Here is a 20,925-nt window from a genome sequence, read left to right as displayed (position 1 = left end):
AAAGGAGAAAAAAATGAAACTGGTAACTGCCATTATCAAGCCATTCAAGCTGGATGATGTGCGTGAAGCACTCTCCGAGATTGGCGTTCAGGGCGTGACCGTGACCGAAGTAAAAGGGTTCGGTCGTCAGAAGGGCCACACCGAGCTGTATCGTGGCGCAGAGTATGTCGTCGACTTTCTCCCCAAGGTGAAAATCGAAGTCGCTATCGGCGATGACTTGCTCGACCAAGTCGTAGAAGCCATCACTAAAGCCGCAAACACCGGCAAGATCGGTGACGGCAAAATTTTTGTGGTGGATCTGCAACAAGCCATCCGCATAAGGACCGGCGAGACTGGTACAGACGCGATTTAACCAAAACTAACAACAACTGGTAACTGACAAGCCTAGTGCGGAGGGCTTTTCATGGAAAACAATGTTTTTCACTTACAATATGCATTAGATACCTTCTATTTTCTTGTGATGGGCGCATTGGTCATGTGGATGGCCGCGGGTTTCGCCATGTTGGAATCCGGCTTAGTGCGCGCCAAGAACACCACTGAAATTCTTACCAAAAACGTCGCTCTCTACGCCATCGCCTGCATCATGTACCTGATCTGCGGCTATGAAATCATGTATGGCAGCGGCGGATATTTCCTAAGCGCCATCATGCCTGGCGAGACCTATGTCGACGACACTTTGAAGTCATTCGCTGAGCGCGATGGCGGCTTCACTGGAGGCGCTATCTATTCCGGCGCATCTGACTTCTTCTTCCAGGTCGTATTTGTGGCGACCGCCATGTCCATCGTATCCGGCGCCGTCGCCGAACGTATGAAGCTGTGGGCGTTCCTGGCCTTCGCTGTGGTGATGACTGCATTTATCTATCCGATGGAAGGCTCTTGGACCTGGGGCGGTAATGCTGTATTCGGTCTATACAGCCTGGGCGATATGGGCTTCAAAGACTTCGCGGGTTCCGGCATTGTTCACTTGGCCGGCGCAGCGGCGGCTCTGGCAGGCGTATTGCTGCTTGGCCCACGTAAAGGCAAATACGGCCCTAACGGACAAGTTAACGCTATCCCTGGCGCTAACCTGCCTTTAGCGACACTGGGCACTTTCATTCTGTGGATGGGCTGGTTCGGCTTCAACGGCGGCTCAGTATTGAAACTGGGTGATATCGGCAACGCCAACTCCGTGGCGATTGTTTTCCTGAACACGAACGCAGCAGCGGCCACTGGCGCGATCGCAGCGCTGATCACCGCTCGCCTGCTGTTCGGCAAAGCTGACCTGACCATGCTTCTTAACGGCGCCCTGGCAGGCCTGGTGGCGATCACTGCTAACCCTGACGCTCCCTCCCCCGTGGCCTCCTCTCTGATTGGCGTAGTGGCTGGCGTGCTAGTCGTATTCTCCATCGTGACCCTGGACAAACTGAAAATCGACGATCCTGTTGGCGCGATCTCTGTACACGGCGCTTGCGGTCTGCTGGGTCTTCTGGTGGTTCCCTTCACAACTGACGTTAGCTTCATGGCTCAGCTGGCTGGCGCGCTCACCATCTTCGTATGGGTATTCGCAACCAGCTTGGTGGTATGGGGCCTGATTAAAGTGATCATGGGCATCCGCGTCAGCGAAGAAGAAGAGTACGAAGGCGTGGATCTGGCGGAATGCGGGATGGAAGCCTATCCTGAATTCACCCGCGACTGATCTCTCAAATCGACTTCAAAGAGGGCTGCCATTTGGCGGCCCTTTTTCGTGTGAGCAGGATACGGTGTTATTAGAAGTCTGCGCCCCCAGCCATAACGACGGGGCGTACATATTTTCCCCTAGTTACGCTGCCGGACAGCGTGATTAAAATGCGCGCAATTCTATAGGGTTAATAAGATGTTAGCATCCATCATCGGCACACTGGCGGCGCTGCTCACCACACTGGCGTTCCTGCCCCAGGTCAGACAAACGTTGAAAACGAAAAACACATCCGGCATCTCGCTCGGCATGTATAGCATTTTCACGTTGGGCGTCTTTCTGTGGCTGCTTTATGGGATCATGATGGTCGCGTGGCCAATTATTATCGCTAATACTCTGACATTAGCGCTGGCGTCCACTGTGTTAGCGTTGAAGCTGAAGCACGGTTAGGCCGTGCGCTGACCTACGGCAGAATTTCAATAGGCGTGCCGTCCGGCACCAAAGACCAGATCTCATCCATCGCCTGATTGTTGACGGCGATACATCCATCCGTCCAATCAAACTCGTAAAGCCAGATACTGTCACGGTCATGATTAAAACCATTGGGCCAGCCATGGATCATAATCATCCCGCCCGGCTCGCGTCCCTGGCTCTTCGCGAATTCAACGTCCTGATCATTAGGGTAAGAGACGTGAATGGACTTGTGAAAAGCGCTGTTAGGGTTACGCCAATCAAGTGAGTAAGTGCCTTCAGGCGTTCGCTCATCCCCTTCGAACTGTTTATGTCCCAGCGGCTTATCGCCCAAAGCGATCGGATACACCCGCAAAGGCTTCCCTTCTTTCAATAGAATCAAAAGTCTGGACGCTTTCTTTACCTGAACTTTATCCACCAGGGGAGCCATATATGCGGATTCAGACAACGCCAGCGAAGTTTGCGCCTGTTCCGCGCCGACACCGCAAGCAAAAAGAACACCCGCCAGAAATAGAAAACCTTTCCGCATGAGACCCTTTAGAAATTGAATGGATGACGCTTAACTATCAGCATAGCAAACATAAGAATCCTGCACAGATTCGAACTGTGACCAACATCTTCTATTTGTATCTCAGCTATGCGCGTGATGTTTTTTACATCACAATCAAGGAGATGCCAACCGGGTTAGATGAAAATACCAGAAAACAGGCATAAAAAAGCCCGCGCTAGGCGCAGGCTTTTTATTCTTTCGCTGTCCCGTCCTGAATATAGTTGAAACCTATTTCAGGACTAGATCAGCCTTTGTATTTGCTGAAAGCCAGACAGGCGTTGGTGCCACCGAAACCAAAGCTGTTGCTCAGAACGGTATTCAGTTCCGCATCGGTAGGCTCGGTCACGATCGGGAAGCCAGCGGCTCTCTCGTCCAGCGCCTCGATGTGACGAGATGGCGCGATGAAACCGCCTTCCATCATCAACAAGCAGTAGATTGCTTCGTGTACGCCAGCAACGCCCAAAGAGTGGCCGGACAGTGATTTAGTAGAACTGATGCGCGGCAGATTGTCGCCAAAGGCTTCTTTTACTGCTTTCAGCTCAATAATATCGCCGACAGGCGTACTGGTGCCGTGAGTATTGACGTAATCTACTGGCGTGTTTACGGTAGACAGCGCCTGATGGATACAGCGTACAGCGCCTTCTCCAGATGGAGCCACCATGTCTTCGCCATCGGAAGTGGCGCCGTAGCCCACCAACTCAGCGTAGATCGGCGCGCCGCGACGCAGCGCATGCTCCAGCTCTTCTACGACGACAACCGCGCCGCCGCCAGCGATGACAAAGCCATCACGGGTGGAGCAGTATGGACGTGAAGCACGGGAAGGATCGTCGTTGTACTTGCTGGACAACGCGCCCATAGCGTCGAATAGAACCGCCAGGCTCCAATGCTCTTCTTCACCGCCGCCAGCGAATACGACGTCTTGCTTGCCCAACTGAATTTGTTCCCAGGCGTGACCGATACAGTGAGCGGCGGTCGCGCAAGCGGAAGTTATGGAGTAGTTAACGCCGCGAATTTTGAACGCGGTGGACAAACAGGCGTTTACAGAACTGTTCATGGTGCGGGGTACGCGATAAGGTCCCACACGTTTGACGCCTTTCTCACGCAGGATATCGACGGATTCGACGACGTTACTGGTGGAGGCTCCGCCAGAGCCCATCACGATGCCGGTGCGAGTGCTGCTCAACAGCTCTTCGTCTATCTTGGCGTCTGTGATGGCCTGATTCATAGCGATATAGGCGTACGCTGCCGCGTCGCCCATGAAGCGCAGATGCTTGCGGTCGATGTGTTCAGCGAAATCGATCTGGACGCTGCCACTGACCTGACTTCTCAAGCCCGCTTCTTTGTAGCTTTCGTTAAACCGAATGCCTGAGCGGCCAGCTTTCAGTGACTCAGCCACCTCCTCTTTGGAGTTGCCCAAGCAGGATACGATTCCCATTCCGGTTATGACGGCGCGTTTCATTCAGAAACCTCTTACATTTGCAAAGGATAACTTATTTGATTTCCGCACCGCTCATAGCGGCGGGGTCAAACAAGCCCACTCGTAAATCCTTGGCAGTATAAATGGCTTTACCGTCGACATACACGGTTCCATCAGCCAAGGCCATAATTAACTTACGAGCGATTACTCTTTTGATATCGAGAACATACTCGACGGATTTTGCGGACGGCAACACCTGACCGGTGAACTTAACTTCGCCGACCCCCAGCGCCCGGCCCAATCCCTTGTGACCTTTCCACGCCAGGAAAAAGCCTACCAGCTGCCACATGGCGTCCAGTCCGAGGCAACCCGGCATGACCGGATCGCCAACGAAATGACACTTAAAAAACCACAGATCCGGATTGATATCCAACTGCGCACGCACGATCCCGTGACCGTATGCTCCGCCTTCTGCGGAGATTTGAGACACCCGGTCGACCATCAACATCTGGTCTACAGGAAGTTTCGCAGCGCCTTCGCCAAATAACCGTCCCTGTCCGCAGGCTTGAAGTTCTTCTTTCGTATATGAAGCTTTCACTCCATGGTTTTCTGCTATTGCGTGCACGCAGTTAACTCCGATTTCTATATCACGTCCAATAGCCTGCCAACCATATACCGGCTGTATTGCCGTTTCTTGACAGGAGTTATGGTTTGCATGTTAGTGCGCCCGAAAAAAGAACGTCTATTGGACAAAGGTAGGTTCGCACCCTTTTCGGAAGGCCGGATTCCCTTATGGTACCTGGCCTTAAGCATTAAAATACAGATGTATAGAAATAAACGTTCAGACTAATCTAAGTCAAGTTCATTCTTCATGAATTCAGGCAGAGCCAAGGCTGCTTTATGCACTTCCGCATTGTAATAGCGAGTGACGAAAGGACGCTCAGCCGCATCTTCTTCACGGAAGAATTCCAGCTTCTTACCTTTACCCGCCATGGTGCAGCTCCACCAGCCGGTAGGATACACAGGCTGCGGGAACGGCAGCGTTTTGACGCCGTCAAAGCCAGCCTGACGCATATCTTCATGCACTTTCTTGATGATGCTGGACGTATGCAATAAAGGGGATTCCGTCTGCTGCACGATCATGCCGCCCTCGCGCAACGCCATGAAACAGTTGCGGTAGAAGTCGACGGCGAATAGGCCTTCAGCTGGCCCGACCGGGTCGGTGGAGTCGACGATAATCAGGTCGATGGACTCCAGCGGCGCGTCAGCGATCCACTTGATGCCGTCGCCGAAGAAGAAGTTGGCGCGCGGGTCGTTGTTAGCGGTGCACAGATCAGGGAAATACTTCTCTGCAACGCGGGTGACGCGTTCGTCAATTTCAACCTGCCAGGCTTCTTCAACGCCAGGGTGTTTGAGCACTTCTTTCAATGTGCCGCAATCGCCGCCGCCAACAATTACGACTTTCTTCGGCGCCTGATGAGTGAACAGCGCGGGGTGGGTCATCATTTCGTGGTAGAGGAAATTGTCACGGTCAGTCAACATGACGCAACCGTCCAACACCATCAGATTACCGAAGGTTTCCGTCTCAAAGATTTCAATCTTTTGATACTGGCTCTGCTCTTCGTGCAGTTTACTTTTTACTTTGAGGGAAAACCCGGTGCCCTGGTCCTGAAAGATTTCGGTAAACCACCCGGGGATCTGCTCGCTCATTATGTTCTCCCAATGATTCGATTAATTATTGTCGGCGCGATGCGCCTGCGGCTAAAGCAGCATATTGTAGGCGTAAGGCGCGAAGATCACAGCATTATTTTGGGATTCGCCAGCGTTTCCAGGTAGCCAGGAAACATAGTGCAATACAAAGCCCATAACTTATTAACGCTAAGGATTCCGCTTGCTTTAAAATGCCGCCCCTTGACGATAACCTTAACACTTTATCCGGGGGCATATTGCCGAGGAGACGCATTGATGGAAGATTGGACCCGCGATCACGCACTGTCCACCTACAACATCCCTTTCTGGGGAGATGGTTATATAGATGTTGACGCCGATGGCGACGTTATCATCCGCCCCAAAGGTTCAGAACATAACGCCAGCGTCAGTTTGAAAGCGCTCGCCACACAAGTCCGCGCCGCCAATCTTGGGTTGCCGGTATTGGTGCGTTTTGCGGATATTCTGCATCACAGGGTCAACCATTTATGCGAGGCGTTTAACCGCGCCGCCGAACAGCTGGCCTATTCAGGTCGCTATACCGCGGTCTATCCGGTCAAAGTGAACCAACAGCGTCGCGTCATTGAAGAAATCGTCGCCGCGCAACCCGCCGCCGCCAATGGCCAGATCGGCCTGGAAGCTGGCAGCAAGCCGGAGCTGATCGCCGTCCTGGCCATGAGCAACCCCGGCGCCACTATTGTCTGTAATGGCTACAAAGACCGTGAGTTCATTCGTCTCGCCTTGTTGGGTCAGCAGATGGGCTACAAGGTCTACATCGTCGTTGAGAAACTGAACGAACTGACTTACGTGCTGGAAGAAAGCCGTAACATGGGTGTGACGCCGCGCATTGGCGTACGCGCCCGTCTGGCCTCTATCGGCAAGGGCAACTGGCAGAATACCGGCGGCGAGAAGTCGAAATTCGGCCTGTCTTCCGTGCAGATTCTGCAAGTGCTGGACACACTGAAACAAGCCAACGCACTGGAATCTCTCCAGCTGCTGCACTTCCACCTGGGTTCACAGATCGCCAATATCCGGGATATTCAGACAGGATTGCGCGAGTGCGCGCGTTTTTATGGCGAGCTCCGTCGCCAGGGCGCTGACGTAAAAATCGTTGACGTCGGTGGCGGTCTGGGTATCGACTACGAAGGCACTCGCTCCCGCAGTGCCTGTTCGGTTAACTACAGCGTGCATGAGTACGCCTTCCACGTTCTGCGTACGATCAAAGAAGAGTGCGACCGCGAAGGCATCCCTCATCCGAATGTGATTACCGAGTCAGGACGCGCAATCACCGCGCATCACGCGGTGTTGATCACCGATGTTATCGACAGAGAAAGCGTAGCGCAGCCGGATGCGGTCAAACAGCCGACGGCGGACTCTCCGCCTGTGGTTCGCGACTTATGGCAAGACTTCGAGGCGCTTAAAGATCGCAATAATCGCCGCTCCGTCATCGAGATTTACCATGACGCGGCGCATGCCCTGCAGGAAGCGCAAACGTTGTTTATCCATGGCGTGCTGAGCCTGGACGACCGGGCGCAGGCCGAGACGATTTATCAGGCGTTGTGCCTGTATATTCGCGAACATTTACAGCCGGAAATCCGCGCACACCGGGAAATTTATGACGAGCTGAACGAGAAACTGGCGGACAAACTGTTCGTGAACTTCTCTCTGTTCCAGTCTCTGCCGGATATCTGGGGCATTGACCAGATCTTCCCGATACTTCCGTTAAGCGGTCTGCATAAGCGCCCAACGCGACGAGGGGTGATTCAGGATATCACCTGCGACTCCGATGGGCGCATCGACCAGTACGTGGACAGTCACGGCATTGAAACCACACTGCCGATCCCTGAGCCGGAAAAAGATCAGCCTTTCCTTCTCGGATTTTTCCTGGTGGGCGCTTATCAGGAAATTCTCGGCGACATGCACAATTTGTTCGGTGATACCGACTCCGTAGATGTTTGCCTGAATGAGCAGGGCGATCTGTCTCTGCAGCACCCCATCAGCGGAGACACGGTCGACAAAGTGCTGCGCTACGTTAACTTCGAGCCGGAGCAACTATTGCGAGCCTTCGAAGACAAGATGGCGGCGTCTGATTTGCAGGAGCAGCAAAAGCGGGACTACCTGCAAGAGCTGAAGGCGGGCCTGACCGGCTACACCTACCTGGAAGAGTAAAGTCTCTGCTGGGTAAACCGGATCGCAATGCGCGCCGGTTTACCCTTCCATTCCTATAAAGACCAAGCCTTCATCGTTTAGAGCGTGGGCGCAGTCACCAGCATAAAGCGCGCACTGTAAGGCTCTACCGGGATACTGTGGTAACCGGACAAGAGTGCGATTTCCTCTGCGCTCATCAGATCTTTCAAGTTCCCATTACTGCCGACGTTCGTTCCTTCCAGCTCAACAGTGACGGGATCGCCGGTAATATTCAGTAGAAATAACACAACTTCACTACCTGCCTGCTTGCGATCGACATAGACTTTGCCGGACTGACCATGATTAACCGATGCCCGCGTCCCCGCGTACAGGGCTGGATGGGCGGCGCGCATCGCCATCAGGTCACGAATGTAGTCGCGTATTGCCGTTTGTTTGGCGTCAGCCGCGAATAACGCGCCATCTTCCCCGCTCGGCAAACCTTCCACCTTGGCGCTGGAGCGCGAAACATGATCATCGCACAAGCCTGCTTTAGCGCCTGCGCCATTATCGGACTCGCATGCGACGCGATCCGAGAAGCCGACCACTTCATCACCGATTTCGTCTCCGTAGTACAGCGTGATGGGACCCGTATATGCGGCGAGGAAGCTGTAGGCCGCTTTGTGTAGATCGGCATAACGATCCTCGCCCGGATTGGCGATTTTGCCCCGTTGCAGCAAGTCGCCAAAACGCACCAGATCATGATTGGTTAGAAAGCCGTTGGGGAGCGCGTGCGTCGGATAGGCCGCCTGGGTGGCGTATCCTTCCTGAAGCGTCGAAACGGCGGCGGAACGATGTCCGCTTTCCTCCACTCCCAACGCCTGAACAAGTCGATAGCGCATAGGGAAATCAAAAGAGGAGCATAAGCCAGGCTGCGCTGCCGAGCCGTACGCCTGCGCAGCGATTTCCGCCTCGCCTTTCCAGACTTCGCCCACCATATAGCCCAAAGGATTCACCTGCTCTCCATTCATGGTGTAGGTCACGCTTTTGGAGGCGTCCTCCACCGACTTGCGGATCTCTCCCCAGGCGCCAGTTGGAACCTGGTAAGCCTGATCCAAGCGCCACCCGTCAATCTTCAACTCTTTCACCCAATAGGCAGCGACTTCCTTGAAGAAATCCAGATCATTGGGATAAACAGCTTCTCTCCCCGTCCCCGCTTGGGCGACGCCATTAGCGCTAACCACACGTCCTTGCGGTGAAGGGAAGTCGCCGGTATTACTCTTAAAATGGCCAAAGACGCCGTCAAAGAAGACATAGATGCCTCGCGCGTGCGCTTGCTCCACCAGCTCCCGGGCTTGCGCCATCGTGCCAAAATTGGGATCTATGGAAAAGTAATCGCTGGTGAAATAGCCCGTCGCATCAAGGCGGTCCGCCCATTCATCCTGCCCAGAGATGGGAGAGCTGTGAAACACCGGAGTCAGCCAGATCGCGTTCATACCCATATTCTTGATGTAATCCAGAGAATCGGTGATTCCCTGCAAGTCTCCGCGATGATGACTGCTTCCATAACCCGCGCCGTAATTGGCGTTCAGATCGCCATCGATAAACGACTCCACCATCACCTGATAGATGCGTAATGCTTTGGCTTGATCGTAAATTTCCTGATTACAGGCGTATGGCTGATAACCTGGTTCGGCGGGCGTGGAGCCGCCAGAGCTGCTTCCGCCTCCGCCGCTGCATCCGGCCACTAAAACGCTGAACGACAATAACGCCGCCGCTTTGTTCAACTGCATGAGTGCTTCCCCGTTTTTATTCTCGACCTAAGGCGCGGGCTGACGTCCGCCAAGACGTGCTCAGCGCAAGACAGCCGCCCATGATATGGCGTTAAGTAATATCACCTATCAGACGAAAATATATCCTTCCGGGGGAACGAGAATGGGGCGTAGAAAGAGGGAGGGAAGCTCCTCCCTCTCTATTGCAGAGAGAGGAGCTGAGCGATCAAACCATGCTGCGCAACATCCAGGCAGTCTTCTCATGCACGCTCAAGCGATCTGAAAGCAGCGACGCAGAGCTTTCGTCCGTCGCCTCCTGAGCTGCTGGCAACGCCTCGCGGATATTCCGGGCGATCTGCTCGTGGTCTTTCGCCAGCACCGCCAGCATCTCATTCGCCGCAGGCACGCCGGCCTCTTCCTTCAATGTCGCCAGCTTCAGGTAGCTGGAGTAACTGCCAGGGGCGAATTCTCCCAGTGCGCGAATACGTTCGGCGATAGCGTCAATGGCCGTAGCCAAATCCGTGTAGTGCATTTCCGTCAGGGCGTGTACTTCCTGAAACCGGGGACCGGTGACGTTCCAATGGAAGTTCTGTGTTTTCAGGTACAGGGTGTAGCTGTCCGCCAGCAACCTGGACAATGAGTGCGCGATATTCTGACGGGCGTTTTCAGTTAATCCGATATTGATATCCGACATGGTCGTCTCCTTTCCTGGTTACTTAAAGTGGTTGAAGAGATGATAAGCTCAACCCGATAAGCAATAAATTTTATTAAAACTAAAATCCTGATTGATTCTAGCTATACAACCATTAATTATTCCGTTTACGCCGCCATGTTATAGCCGATCAACGTCTCAGCTAACAACCCGTCCGGGCATAATGATTTCAATCGTCACGCCATCGCTGACGCCCGAAGCCAGCTTCAGTTCGCCACGATAGCTTTCCACCAGTTCGCGCACGACGGAAAGTCCAATGCCCTGACCAATCGGGCGACTGTCCAGGCGCACGCCGCGCTGTAGCGCTTTGTCCCAGTCTTGCGCGGGAATGCCGGGACCATCATTGCTGATCGACAGCGTCACGAAACCGTCCACTTCGCCAGAAGCATGAATAGACACTTCCGCATCGCCGTATTTAAAAGCGTTATCGATCAAATTGCCCAGCATTTCCATCAAGTCTGCTTCGTCTGCGAGAAACGCCACCTCTTCAGGCACATTGACTTCACAATACATGCCTCGGTCAGCATAGACTTTCTGCAAAACGGAGGTGACGCGATTGACCAAAGGCAGGATGGGCGTCGGTTTATGCCAGACCCCCTCTCCTCCGGCGCTGGCGCGCTTGAGCTGGTAGGTCACGACGTCGTCCATACGCGCCACCTGCTCACCCAGAGTGCGCCGACGCTCTTCCTCATTCATCTCGATGGCGCCACGCAGCACCGCCAGGGGCGTCTTCAGACTATGCGCCAGATCTCCGAGACTGTTGCGATAACGTTCCCGCTGGCGTCGCTCCACATCCAGGACGGTATTCAACGCGTGAGTCAAGGCAGCGATTTCTTTGGGATAATTTTCCGACAGGGTGTCCATTTCACCTTTTTCAATCGCCCCCAGTTCTCTGGTCACATTCTGCAAAGGCCGCAACGCCCAGCCCAGAAACAAAGCCACAATGGCGCACAAGGCGATGGTGACAATCACCAGACCGATTGAAAGCGTGGTGGTGAAAGAACGGGATTCCTGCTCCAGCAAAGACGCTTGCTGCCAAACCTCAAACACATAACGACGCAAGCCGTTTTCAACGAGGCCACTATCCACGGCGAACAACGCAGGCAGTTGCACCTGCAGATAGCCCGGCTTGGCGTCTACGCGACGATGGGAAATCCGACCCGGCTCAGTTTCCGGCGCCAGCCAGGGCAACGTCTGCGGGAGGCCTAAACTAGAGCGGGACTGCCAGACGATAAAGCCGTCGCTGTTACGCACAACGGCGACCAGGCCCGACTGGGCCTGATTAAAACGACTCTCCTGAAGTTCCTCCGGCAGTTGCAGACTATCGCCAGAAGGCTCCGCCGCCGCCAGTAACAAATAAAGGTGGGCGCTAAGCCGGTCGATATGCGCCCGCTCCAGACTTTCCTGATAAGCGACATAGACCACCCACCCCGCTGATACCACGAAAAAGGGAATAACCAGGGTGAGCAGCCAGAAGCGGGTGCGAAGTGAGAGCCGCCGCACAGTGATCAGGCGGTCTTCTGTGGCGACCAGTTAAACCGGTAGCCCTGGCCGCGCAAGGTGGTAATCGGTTTGTTGACCCCATCCGGGTCCAGCTTTTTGCGTAAGCGACCGATAAAAACCTCTATGACATTGCTGTCACGATCAAAATCCTGCGCGTACAAATGCTCCGTCAATTCAGTTTTGGACACAGCCTGACCGGCGCGATGCACCAGATATTCAAGCGTGTTGTATTCGTAGGCGGTCAGCTCCAGAGCGGAGCCGTCGATTTGCACCAGCTTGGCGCGAGTATCCAGGGTCATGGGACCGGCTTGAATCACGGGACTGCTGAACCCGGAAGAGCGTCTCAGTAAAGCGCCCAACCGCGCCATCAATTCAGCGACATGAAAAGGCTTCACCAGATAGTCGTCAGCGCCGGCTTCCAGGCCACTGACTTTATCCTGCCAGTGGCCTCGCGCGGTAAGGATGAGAATGGGGAACTCTTTGCCCATGCCGCGCCACTCCTGGATCACCTCCAGGCCGGTGCGTTTGGGCAGGCCCAGGTCTACGACGGCAAGGTCATAAGGGTTTTCTTTACCCAGATAAGCGGCGACCTCGCCGTCTTCCGCCGTGTCTACGGCGTAGCCATGTTTAACCAGTTCGTCCCGTAATTGGCCACGTAACAACGCTTCGTCTTCGACCAATAGTATTCGCATGCTTGATTCCCGCTAACTTCCTAAACCCTGTCGCTTTATCGGAGCAGACGCTCCATCAGCTGACTCTTCCCGAGCTGCGCTCAACTACGTAGGTTTTCACCACTCCGTTGGGAAGCAAAACTTTCACCCGATAGACATCGCCCTGGGACTCGACTTTCAGCACGCGTCCCCCACTTACCTGACGCACCAGACTGGCGGCGTCCTGCTCACTCACGTCCGCCAGCAACAAGGTGTCCGCTTGCGAGGGTGAATAACCGAAGGCCGGGGCGGCCAACGCAGCCGGCGTATGCAGCCAGGCTGTCAGTAAAATGGATGTTAAGAGCAATGTTCTGGTCATGGTTCAGCTTCTCGTAGAGGGCCGCCCGCCAAACAATCAGGCGGGCTCCACAGTCACTCTGATACGAATGCGATCACCCGGGTGTTGGTCCATGCGGGTGCGGTATTCGCGTCCCTGATACTTATAGGTCACCCAGTATCCCATAGTCTCCTGCACATATTCCACGTCGTAGGTGGTTTCACAACGTCTTTCATTAGAGTAGTAAGACTCTGAATAAGACGTTGAACCCCGATTGGATATGTCATGCCCGATAGACGCGCCCAATATCGCGCCCACTGCGGTGCCAACCTGCTTATTGCGCTTCTTGTGTCCCACTGCGTTACCGATGGCTCCGCCGATGACGCCGCCAAGGATAGTACCGGTATAAGAGTCAGAAGACTGACGCGGCGCTTCGTGGCGCACCTGCTCGGTCCAGCAGGACTCGCGAGGCGTGCGATGCTCTACGGATTTAGTGATAGGCTCCACGTCCACCACTTTGGCGTAATCGAATTCAGAACCGCCGCGGTGGTGGCGACCGCCGGCGAATGCCGGTGTGGCCAGGGTAACTGAAAGAACGGCGACTGCCAGTGTTTTGATTTTCATGAGTGAATCTCCTTGCGCTTATCTGATGGGTTCAGATTAATGCAGTCAACCTGAATGCTAACTGAACTTGCGCCAACAAATTTCACCCGCCGCTTACCTCATGAACAGGCGTTCAATTATTAACCGCCCTAAGCGGCGCTATGCCGCCCATCCTCTTACTTCCTGCATCAGGAATTTGAATGCGTTCTCCACCCGACACTGCCTGCTACAGGTCCGGCGCAATGCAATAAGCCCTTGTGTGACGCTGACCAGATAACAGGCGGCGGCTTCCACATCAATGTCCCCACGCAAGCCGTTATTATCCTGCGCGCGAATCAAAGCCTGAGCTAATAACATCTCCAGTTGGCGCAGCCAGTCATCTACTTTTCTCTGCACTAGTTCGTCTACGCCGCCCATCTCAGAGCCCGCATTTTGAACATAACAGCCTACCCGGCCGCCCTCGCTGCACAGCCCAGCGCTCAGCCCCGCCAAATACTCCACAACCGCATCCAGTTCAGCGTCGTCATGCAACAACGGCGCGGCGATTCGTCGGATGACCGTATTCAAGTAGTGATCGAGCGTTAAATGAAACAGGGCGCGCTTATCGCCAAAGGTGTTGTAAATGCTGAAGCGGTTCAATTCCAGCTCATCACATAACTGCTGTAACGAAGTGGCTTCGAAACCCTGCCGCCAGAACAGTTTCATGGCGATATGCAGTTTTTCTTGTGGGTCAAATGCGGTAGGTCTTCCCATTAATCTCTTCTGATATCTCAGGCTCTTATGCGGATGAGTAAACAAAGGTCGTCTATATTATAAACAGTTCTTGACTGAACATTTAGAAAAAATCTATATTTCTAAACGATCAGTCAAAAATAAAAGGCGAAACAATGAAAATATATCAGGCACGGATCGCGCCCAATCCTCGTAGAGTAAGAATTTTCCTCGCGGAAAAAGACATTGCGATGGAGTATGTCGAAGTCGACATTCAGAAAGGAGAACAACACAGCCCTGAGTTCAAACAAAAGAATGCGCTTGGACTACTTCCAGTGCTGGAGCTGGACGACGGTTCCCATTTGTCGGAATCCATCGCCATCTGCCGCTACTTCGAAGAGACTCAACCTGAACCGCCTCTGTTTGGACGAGACGCCAAAGAAAAAGCGCTCGTCGAAATGTGGATCAGGCGCTGCGACTTTTATTTCATGTTTCCCACCGGCATGTGTTTCCAAAACACGTCCGACTATTTCAAAGGACTCAAGCGTCAGGTTCCCGAGTGGGGCGAGCTATGTCGCGAAAAGTCAGGCAAATTTTTCAATCTCTTGAACAACCATTTTGAGCATAACGCCTACCTGGCCGGCGATTACTTCAGCATCGCCGATATCAGCGCGTTCTGCACGGTGGACTTCGCCAAAGTGATTCAGCAGCGGATTCAACCGGAACATACTCATTTGCAACGCTGGTATGACTCAGTCGCGGCGCGGCCGTCCAGCAAAGCTTAAATAGCGAACGTCGCCGCATGTGCGGCGCATAAGGAGCAATCTCATGATAGACCTGTATACCGCAGCCACACCCAACGGGCATAAGATCAGCATCGCCCTGGAAGAGATGGCCCTTCCCTACAATGTGATCGCAATAGATTTGAGCTCCGGCGTGCAGAAACAGCCGGAATACCTGAAGCTGAATCCCAACGGGCGTATCCCTACTATCGTTGACCGGGATAACGATGACTTTGTCGTCTTTGAGTCCGGCGCCATCCTGGTTTATCTGGGCGAAAAGTCCGGCAAGTTTTACCCTACGGAAGCGAAAAAACAGTCTCAGGTGCTACAGTGGCTGATGTTTCAGATGGGGGGCATTGGCCCCATGATGGGGCAGGCCAACGTATTCTTCCGCTATTTCCCGGAAAAACTGCAGCCCGCCATTGATCGCTACCAGAATGAAGTAAAGCGTCTTTTCGGCGTGCTGGATGGGCATTTGGCGGATAACCAGTTTCTGGCGGGCGACTACTCCATCGCCGATATCGCCAACTGGGCCTGGGTGCGCACGCATAACTGGTCTGGCGTTGATATCGCTGATTTTCCCCACCTTACTCGTTGGGTGCAGGAAATCGCCGCACGGCCCGCTGCGCAAAAGGGTATCGAGATTCCCAAGCGGGCTGAGCCGGAGGATGTGGTAAAGGGCGTTCAATCTATCCTTGTGAGGTGATCCGCCTAGAGCTTAAACCGCTCCAGCATGCCGTCGGACGTTATGGCGATCACCTCTCCGTTAGCGGCGAACGCCATGTCCAACACCGCCCCGCTACTGGCGGGGCCCCAAATGCGTCGGGCTTTAGCGGACCAGTATCCGATTTCATTGCCGTTCACGACGTCTACGAGATAGATATCGCCACGGAAGGTGCCTAGCAACAAGCGACGTCCGTCTGCGGAAAATCGGGCGCTGGTGAAGTTCTCATAGCGGTAGGACAGCTTGGCTTTGGCGTCGCCGCTGATGGCGTCCCAGATAACAGCGTCCTCTCTCTGCGCAGCGGAAAACGCCAATGCGCCGTCATTGGAAAGCGCGACAGTCTTTACCTGATTGGAGTGAGAAAAGGTATGCACCAACGCGCCCGTGTCCAATCGCCATAAACGCGCGCTCTGGTCGTCCGATCCTGTAATCGCCCAGCGGTTGTCGCCGGATATATCCACTGACGTCACTTCCGCTTTGTGGGGAAACTCATAGCGGGACTGGCCTTTTTGCAGGTCAAAATACACCGCCTGATTGCTGCGCATGCCAAGTAACGCGTATTTATCATTCGGGCCGATGGCGATGTTGGAAATTTTATCCGACGCGCGCCAGAAATTGAGCGAGTGGCCGTCCGACACATTCCATACCACCAGGTCCGCATCCACAGCAGTAATCGCCAGCTTGGCGTCGTCCGCCATCGCCACCGCACGGATGGTGCTGAACTCTCCAGATTTATGATTCCAGTTGTAGAGCCGTTCATTCTTGCCCAACACCCACAAACTGCCGCCATGCTGCACCGAACCGATCAGCGCATAGCCTGCGTCAGCCGAGAGTCCCGCGCTGAGCAGCCCTTGTTGCGCCACCTTCAGTGAACTTTCAGGCCCTTTGCCGCCACAGCCGGAAAGCAGCGAACAGACTGATAAAATCAGCGACAGGGATTTCCACAGGTAAGTCCTTGGGGCGCGCATACTGAGTCAGATGGTCGAGACTGAATTCAAGGTTGATTAAGGAAGTTTAGACAACCTTATGAGATAGGCAAAATTATTTGTGGAAAATTAACAGGTTAGAACAAGCCGACCGCCTGTGGCGACCGGCTTTCATGACTTGGCCCGGATCAGGCGACTTGATCAGCGTGCGCGTTATGCAGCTTTTCGATCAGCATATCTTCCAGTTCGAAGCGCTCTTCCAGGCGTTCACCCAGTTTGGAGAGCTCAGGCAACAGCGCATTCAGCTCCGACAATTCTTCCGGCGTCTTATCAAACCGGTCGTTATAGTCCAGCGCCGCTTCAGTGGTGGACTGAATCTTCGGAAACAGTTCCTTCACCAGCTCCATACCGCCGTCGTTAAACTCGCGGGCTTCTTCGATTAATTGCTCGTACACCTCAAAGTGGCCTGCGGAAACATAGTCCAACAGCACCTGACAGAACGTCTTAAAGTTCTTAACCGCCGATTCCACATCGTCAAACTTGCTCTTGCCGACCAGATCGCAGTAACGCACGATCAGGTCTTGCCTTTCCTTAAGCCAGCGGTCGATTATTTCACTGACGCCACCCCATCGCTCTTTGGCGTTTTGGCAATTTTCCAGCATGACCTCACCCTTATCTCTATCTATCTGTGCTAGCCGTTAGTGTTATAAGTATTTTTAATAGTGGCTTCCAACTATACGCGATCACTCGTTTGCTAAACAAGCGTACCGAATTCCTTTTTCAATGTTTTACCAAACCGCAATCAGCGCGCCCTGCGCACCCAGGTAAAGGCCCAGGCGGCGGTAAAACCGATGAAGGCGATCAGCGTCCAACCGGGAATGCTCAAGCCCAAAAACGTCCACTGCACCTCAGCGCATTCGCCAGTGCCGGTCAGCATCATCGTCAATACTTCTGAGAACGGAAAAGCCTGCAACATATACTCTAAACCGGGTCCGCAAGCAGGCACCTGATCCGCCGGCAGGCTCTGCAGCCATAACTGACGCGTCGCCAGCGCAGCGCCGCCCAACGTCGTCACCCAGCCCAGCAGCGTGTAAACCGTGGTCCCCATATTTTTCGGGTTATGCAGCGCCGCCGCTAAAAACACCAATCCCGCCAGCACAAATGCGATGCGCTGCGCCATACACAATGGACAAGGCTCGAGATCTTCCACGTACTGCAGGTAAAAAGCGAATCCCATTAATCCGGCGATCGCCAGAAAACACAGGAAGTAAATCGTTCGGTTAGTGAGCCATGCGGGCATGAGATCTCCTGTTCTCCCGGTAGGGTAGCTTGTCAAAACGGCTTTCGATTTTGCTGAGAATAAACTTTGCTTGCAAGACGCGAAAACCATTTGACGCTCTCCAAGGCCTTGTCTAGGCTCGAAATAACCAAAGTTTAATCAAGAGGACGCCTTCCATGGTACTTAAGCACGCGTTTCTGCGCGATTTCCGTCTGCTTGCTCTGCTGGCGATCATCGCCCTGGCGACGGCGTCCGGCGCGTACGCGGAAGGTCAGGATGACCTGGTGCAATATATCGATCTGAGCCCGTCGTTCGTGCTTAATTACGACGGTCCCAGCAGTAAGCTCAAATTCGCGAAAATAGACGTGTCTGTACGGGTCAACACTCGTACAGCGGCGGCGGCGGTGGAACACCACATGCCAGCGCTACGCAACCTGCTGGTGTTGATGTTCAGTCGTCAAACGGAAAAGGTGATGGGCTCGAATGATGGCCGGGAACAGTTGCGAGCCGAAGCGCTACAATCGCTGCAGGATTTTCTGCAGGAAGAGTCCGGAGGCAAAATGGTAGAGGACCTGCTGTTCACCAACTTCGTAGTGCAACGCTGATCGCTTCAACACCGGACTCCGACGTCGCCATCACTAGCAACGTCGGCGCGCCCCTTCGGATCGACAGGTTCAGGCCGTTCTAGCCTTCCCTTTTTTATCGCCGGCTTGGGCGCCGTCTTCCCAGCCCGCTTCCCAGGCTGCGATCACGACTTCACCACGGTACGGGCATTTCACCCGCTCCATACCCAAGACGCCCGCCATGTATCCTTGCTGATAAGCCTTGTTAAGCGTTTCCAGATTCCAATTCAGAGATAGATCTGCGGCCATACCGGCCTCCCAATTCGCATGCCAAATTAAGTTGATGGTTCAGATTTGCTTTTATCGTTATATCGCCGCCAGTGTTGTGGATGACTCATCGAGTTACCCCCACAGCAGGCTGCGAGCTTATTCATTGGCTACTTTGCGACTCAGGATTAGGCCAATAGGCTTAGTCGCATTACAACAATAATCCAACACACCAATAACAAAAAGCTTCTGATGCCTAAAAAGTGTAGCAAATTGTAAACTTATGTTACAGCAGGCAAAAAGTAGCACGCCAAAAGGAGTAGAACAAGTTGAATGGCGCGGAATTGTGCGCTGGTTGACGCGATATCTGGTCGGACAATTTCAGTGAGGATAAACAAGAGACGCGGGACCTGGAGAGATTAATCAGGCCGGGACCTGCACGGCCCCGGCCTGCTTGAAGTAGATCAGATATGGTTAGACGTAGGTCAGATACTGTTTCAAATAGGCGTCGAAAGGCAGATTATCCGCTTCCCGCAGCGCTCTTTCGTCAGCCCAGGATTGCTCGCCAGCGCGAACATAGTGCTGCATACGCTCCGGAGACAACGGATTTGCGGTCAATGTCTGATGATGCGCTTGCGACATCGCCAGGGTCCAGTCAACGTAGCCCTGACCGTTGGCCACCGCCGCATAGGTGCGCGCAGATGGCGTCAGGCTGGGGTCATTCACTTTCGCCCTGGCGTCCCGTATGGCCGCGGCGTAGCTATCGCCGCCTTTGATGGCGTCCAGCTCTCTGGCGCATAACTCAACCTGCTCCAGAATACGCAATGCCCATTCCTGAAGCCCCCCCTGAACGTAATCACTCTGCTGCAAACGCACCAGTTCAACGTCCGCATCGCGTCCGCGGGAAACCGCAGTCAGGAAGTTTTCTTCAATGATAGAGCATTCTTCATCCACGATTTTGGCGCTGTCAGACAGCAGACAGGTCAACAGGAAAGCGTCTAGGAAGCGGATTTGCGACTCGCTCACGCCGATAGGCGAAAACGGGTCCAGATCAAGGCAGCGCACTTCAATGTATTCGATCCCGCGTCGCTTGAGCGCCTGAATCGGTTTCTCGCCACTCTGAGCCACACGCTTGGGCCTGATAGTGTTGTAGTACTCGTTTTCGATCTGTAACAGGTTGGCGTTAAGCTGAATGTATTCGCCATCCCGCTGCAAGCCAATCGCCTCATACCGGGGGAACGGCGTGTGCGTGGCGTCATATAAGGTTTTGACGTAAGTGTTGAGGTGATTAAAACAGATCTTCAGCGACGACTGCGCATTATTCTGATACCCCAGATCGCTCATCCGCAAAGAGGTCGCATGAGGCAGACCCAGAGTATCCGTCCCGAACTGATCGAGCTTATGATCGCGACCGCTCAGGAAACTGCGGTCCAACGCCGGCGAGGCGCCGAACAGGTACATCAATAGCCAGGACCAACGGCGGAAATTGCGAATCAATGAGAAATAGCTCTCTGATTTGAATTCCTGCAGCGGCGCGCTTTGCGCCAGGACTTCCTGGTAAGCGCGCCAGAAATCATCTCCCAGAGAGAAATTGAAATGCACGCCGGCGATGCTCTGCATAATGCGGCCGTAACGATAGGCCAGCCCACGTCGGTAGACGTGCTTGATTTTGCCCAGATTGGATTCGCCGTATTCCGCAATACGGATGCTTTCATCCCCATCCAGAAGGCTGGGCATACTGCCCGCCCACAAGGATTCGCCCGCAGGCAGATTGGCGTGTACGAACTGATGTATTTCCTGCAGAGAGGTCAGCAGTTCATCCACCTCGCGGGTCACCGGAGTGATCAACTCCAGCAGCGCTTCAGAATAATCCGTGGTGATGTTCGGGTGGGTCAATGCGGAGCCCAGCGCCTGCGGATGGTCGGACTGGGCGATAAAGCCCTTGCTGTCGACGCGCAGACCTTCCTTTTCTATTCCGCGATAGATATCCGCCAGCGCTTGGGGGTGACGACGTCTCAACTTTTCCAGTCGCGCCGCTAACTTCTCACTCATGCACGATTCCTTGCTCCAGGAACTAATATTGGAGGAGAGAACACTCTCCCCGCCTTCGCCGCCGCGCCGCTCCCGGCGGAACCCGCAGAGAGCGCGCAAAAATCCCCGCAGATGCGACCGT

23 protein-coding genes are annotated in these 20,925 nt (G+C 54.0%); 7 read left to right on the top strand and 16 right to left on the bottom strand.

The annotated features are described in order from the left end of the window. The first annotated feature begins 13 nt into the window (after positions 1 to 13). From glnK to ONV78_RS04840, 3 genes are all read left to right on the top strand, one after another. Positions 14 to 352: a P-II family nitrogen regulator gene (glnK, locus tag ONV78_RS04850; RefSeq protein WP_011400096.1), complete on the top strand. Its 339-nt coding sequence runs from the start codon at positions 14 to 16 to the stop codon at positions 350 to 352. A 51-nt stretch (positions 353 to 403) separates the two neighbouring features. Next, the gene (locus tag ONV78_RS04845; RefSeq protein WP_216737548.1) at positions 404 to 1,675 is read left to right on the top strand and encodes an ammonium transporter; all 1,272 of its coding nucleotides are present in this window, start codon (positions 404 to 406) and stop codon (positions 1,673 to 1,675) included. Between the two features lie 177 nt (positions 1,676 to 1,852). Next, positions 1,853 to 2,104: a SemiSWEET transporter gene (locus ONV78_RS04840; RefSeq protein WP_127973844.1), complete on the top strand. Its 252-nt coding sequence runs from the start codon at positions 1,853 to 1,855 to the stop codon at positions 2,102 to 2,104. Positions 2,105 to 2,117: 13 nt separating this feature from the next. Here the strand turns inward: ONV78_RS04840 and ONV78_RS04835 are convergent, their stop codons facing one another. The 4 genes from ONV78_RS04835 to speE form a co-directional block, all read right to left on the bottom strand. Further along, positions 2,118 to 2,654, bottom strand: a complete 537-nt coding sequence (locus tag ONV78_RS04835; RefSeq protein WP_279501526.1) for a L,D-transpeptidase family protein — start codon at positions 2,652 to 2,654, stop codon at positions 2,118 to 2,120. A gap of 265 nt (positions 2,655 to 2,919) precedes the next feature. Then, a complete protein-coding gene (gene fabB, locus ONV78_RS04830) occupies positions 2,920 to 4,134 on the bottom strand; it encodes a beta-ketoacyl-ACP synthase I (RefSeq protein WP_127973846.1) in 1,215 nt (404 codons plus the stop codon). A gap of 31 nt (positions 4,135 to 4,165) precedes the next feature. Continuing rightward, positions 4,166 to 4,717, bottom strand: coding sequence for a bifunctional 3-hydroxydecanoyl-ACP dehydratase/trans-2-decenoyl-ACP isomerase (gene fabA, locus ONV78_RS04825; RefSeq protein WP_011400101.1), 552 nt, complete (start codon positions 4,715 to 4,717; stop codon positions 4,166 to 4,168). A gap of 221 nt (positions 4,718 to 4,938) precedes the next feature. Further along, the gene (speE, locus tag ONV78_RS04820) at positions 4,939 to 5,802 is read right to left on the bottom strand and encodes a polyamine aminopropyltransferase (protein WP_279501525.1); all 864 of its coding nucleotides are present in this window, start codon (positions 5,800 to 5,802) and stop codon (positions 4,939 to 4,941) included. Positions 5,803 to 6,057: 255 nt separating this feature from the next. On the opposite strand from speE, the gene speA reads away from it, so the two are divergent. Further along, a complete protein-coding gene (gene speA, locus ONV78_RS04815) occupies positions 6,058 to 7,968 on the top strand; it encodes a biosynthetic arginine decarboxylase (protein ID WP_279501523.1) in 1,911 nt (636 codons plus the stop codon). A 77-nt stretch (positions 7,969 to 8,045) separates the two neighbouring features. On the opposite strand, the gene ONV78_RS04810 is transcribed toward speA, so the two are convergent. From ONV78_RS04810 to ONV78_RS04780, 7 genes are all read right to left on the bottom strand, one after another. Then, positions 8,046 to 9,716 carry an alpha-amylase family glycosyl hydrolase gene (locus tag ONV78_RS04810; protein ID WP_279501521.1) on the bottom strand — a complete coding sequence of 557 codons (1,671 nt, stop codon included), beginning with the start codon at positions 9,714 to 9,716 and terminating at the stop codon, positions 8,046 to 8,048. A 205-nt stretch (positions 9,717 to 9,921) separates the two neighbouring features. Continuing rightward, on the bottom strand, positions 9,922 to 10,389 hold the full coding sequence (locus ONV78_RS04805) for a DNA starvation/stationary phase protection protein (RefSeq protein WP_279501520.1): 468 nt from the start codon (positions 10,387 to 10,389) through the stop codon (positions 9,922 to 9,924). 156 nt (positions 10,390 to 10,545) lie between these two features. Continuing rightward, entirely contained in the window at positions 10,546 to 11,910 is a 1,365-nt protein-coding gene (locus ONV78_RS04800) for an ATP-binding protein (protein WP_279501518.1), read from the bottom strand. Between the two features lie 5 nt (positions 11,911 to 11,915). Further along, entirely contained in the window at positions 11,916 to 12,602 is a 687-nt protein-coding gene (locus ONV78_RS04795) for a response regulator transcription factor (RefSeq protein ID WP_011400107.1), read from the bottom strand. 55 nt (positions 12,603 to 12,657) lie between these two features. Next, positions 12,658 to 12,939, bottom strand: coding sequence for a hypothetical protein (locus tag ONV78_RS04790; RefSeq protein WP_011400108.1), 282 nt, complete (start codon positions 12,937 to 12,939; stop codon positions 12,658 to 12,660). Between the two features lie 36 nt (positions 12,940 to 12,975). Then, positions 12,976 to 13,521: a glycine zipper 2TM domain-containing protein gene (locus ONV78_RS04785; protein ID WP_279501517.1), complete on the bottom strand. Its 546-nt coding sequence runs from the start codon at positions 13,519 to 13,521 to the stop codon at positions 12,976 to 12,978. A gap of 138 nt (positions 13,522 to 13,659) precedes the next feature. Continuing rightward, on the bottom strand, positions 13,660 to 14,253 hold the full coding sequence (locus ONV78_RS04780; RefSeq protein ID WP_279501515.1) for a TetR/AcrR family transcriptional regulator: 594 nt from the start codon (positions 14,251 to 14,253) through the stop codon (positions 13,660 to 13,662). 134 nt (positions 14,254 to 14,387) lie between these two features. Here ONV78_RS04780 and ONV78_RS04775 point away from each other — a divergent pair, with 134 nt between their 5' ends. Together ONV78_RS04775 and ONV78_RS04770 are read left to right on the top strand one after the other, a co-directional pair. Continuing rightward, entirely contained in the window at positions 14,388 to 14,996 is a 609-nt protein-coding gene (locus tag ONV78_RS04775) for a glutathione S-transferase family protein (protein WP_279501513.1), read from the top strand. Positions 14,997 to 15,039: 43 nt separating this feature from the next. Next, the gene (locus tag ONV78_RS04770; protein ID WP_279501512.1) at positions 15,040 to 15,699 is read left to right on the top strand and encodes a glutathione binding-like protein; all 660 of its coding nucleotides are present in this window, start codon (positions 15,040 to 15,042) and stop codon (positions 15,697 to 15,699) included. A 5-nt stretch (positions 15,700 to 15,704) separates the two neighbouring features. Here the strand turns inward: ONV78_RS04770 and ONV78_RS04765 are convergent, their stop codons facing one another. The 3 genes from ONV78_RS04765 to ONV78_RS04755 all read right to left on the bottom strand — a co-directional run bounded on the left by ONV78_RS04765 (position 15,705) and on the right by ONV78_RS04755 (position 17,943). Beyond that, on the bottom strand, positions 15,705 to 16,685 hold the full coding sequence (locus tag ONV78_RS04765) for a hypothetical protein (RefSeq protein ID WP_279501511.1): 981 nt from the start codon (positions 16,683 to 16,685) through the stop codon (positions 15,705 to 15,707). 146 nt (positions 16,686 to 16,831) lie between these two features. After that, the gene (rsd, locus tag ONV78_RS04760) at positions 16,832 to 17,305 is read right to left on the bottom strand and encodes a sigma D regulator (RefSeq protein ID WP_127973859.1); all 474 of its coding nucleotides are present in this window, start codon (positions 17,303 to 17,305) and stop codon (positions 16,832 to 16,834) included. Positions 17,306 to 17,445: 140 nt separating this feature from the next. After that, positions 17,446 to 17,943: a disulfide bond formation protein B gene (locus tag ONV78_RS04755; RefSeq protein WP_279501509.1), complete on the bottom strand. Its 498-nt coding sequence runs from the start codon at positions 17,941 to 17,943 to the stop codon at positions 17,446 to 17,448. 155 nt (positions 17,944 to 18,098) lie between these two features. On the opposite strand from ONV78_RS04755, the gene ONV78_RS04750 reads away from it, so the two are divergent. Next, the gene (locus tag ONV78_RS04750) at positions 18,099 to 18,527 is read left to right on the top strand and encodes a flagellar basal body-associated FliL family protein (RefSeq protein ID WP_216737560.1); all 429 of its coding nucleotides are present in this window, start codon (positions 18,099 to 18,101) and stop codon (positions 18,525 to 18,527) included. A gap of 69 nt (positions 18,528 to 18,596) precedes the next feature. Here ONV78_RS04750 and ONV78_RS04745 read toward each other — a convergent pair whose 3' ends face one another. Both ONV78_RS04745 and gshA read right to left on the bottom strand, forming a co-directional pair. Then, the gene (locus tag ONV78_RS04745; RefSeq protein WP_011400118.1) at positions 18,597 to 18,794 is read right to left on the bottom strand and encodes a ribosome modulation factor; all 198 of its coding nucleotides are present in this window, start codon (positions 18,792 to 18,794) and stop codon (positions 18,597 to 18,599) included. A gap of 432 nt (positions 18,795 to 19,226) precedes the next feature. Next, positions 19,227 to 20,804 carry a glutamate--cysteine ligase gene (gene gshA, locus ONV78_RS04740; protein ID WP_279501508.1) on the bottom strand — a complete coding sequence of 526 codons (1,578 nt, stop codon included), beginning with the start codon at positions 20,802 to 20,804 and terminating at the stop codon, positions 19,227 to 19,229. Positions 20,805 to 20,925 lie beyond the last annotated feature (121 nt).

It is taken from the genome of Hahella sp. CR1 (genome assembly GCF_029813005.1).
In the GTDB taxonomy this organism is placed as follows: domain Bacteria; phylum Pseudomonadota; class Gammaproteobacteria; order Pseudomonadales; family Oleiphilaceae; genus Hahella.
This window is presented reverse-complemented; position numbering and strand designations above follow the sequence as displayed.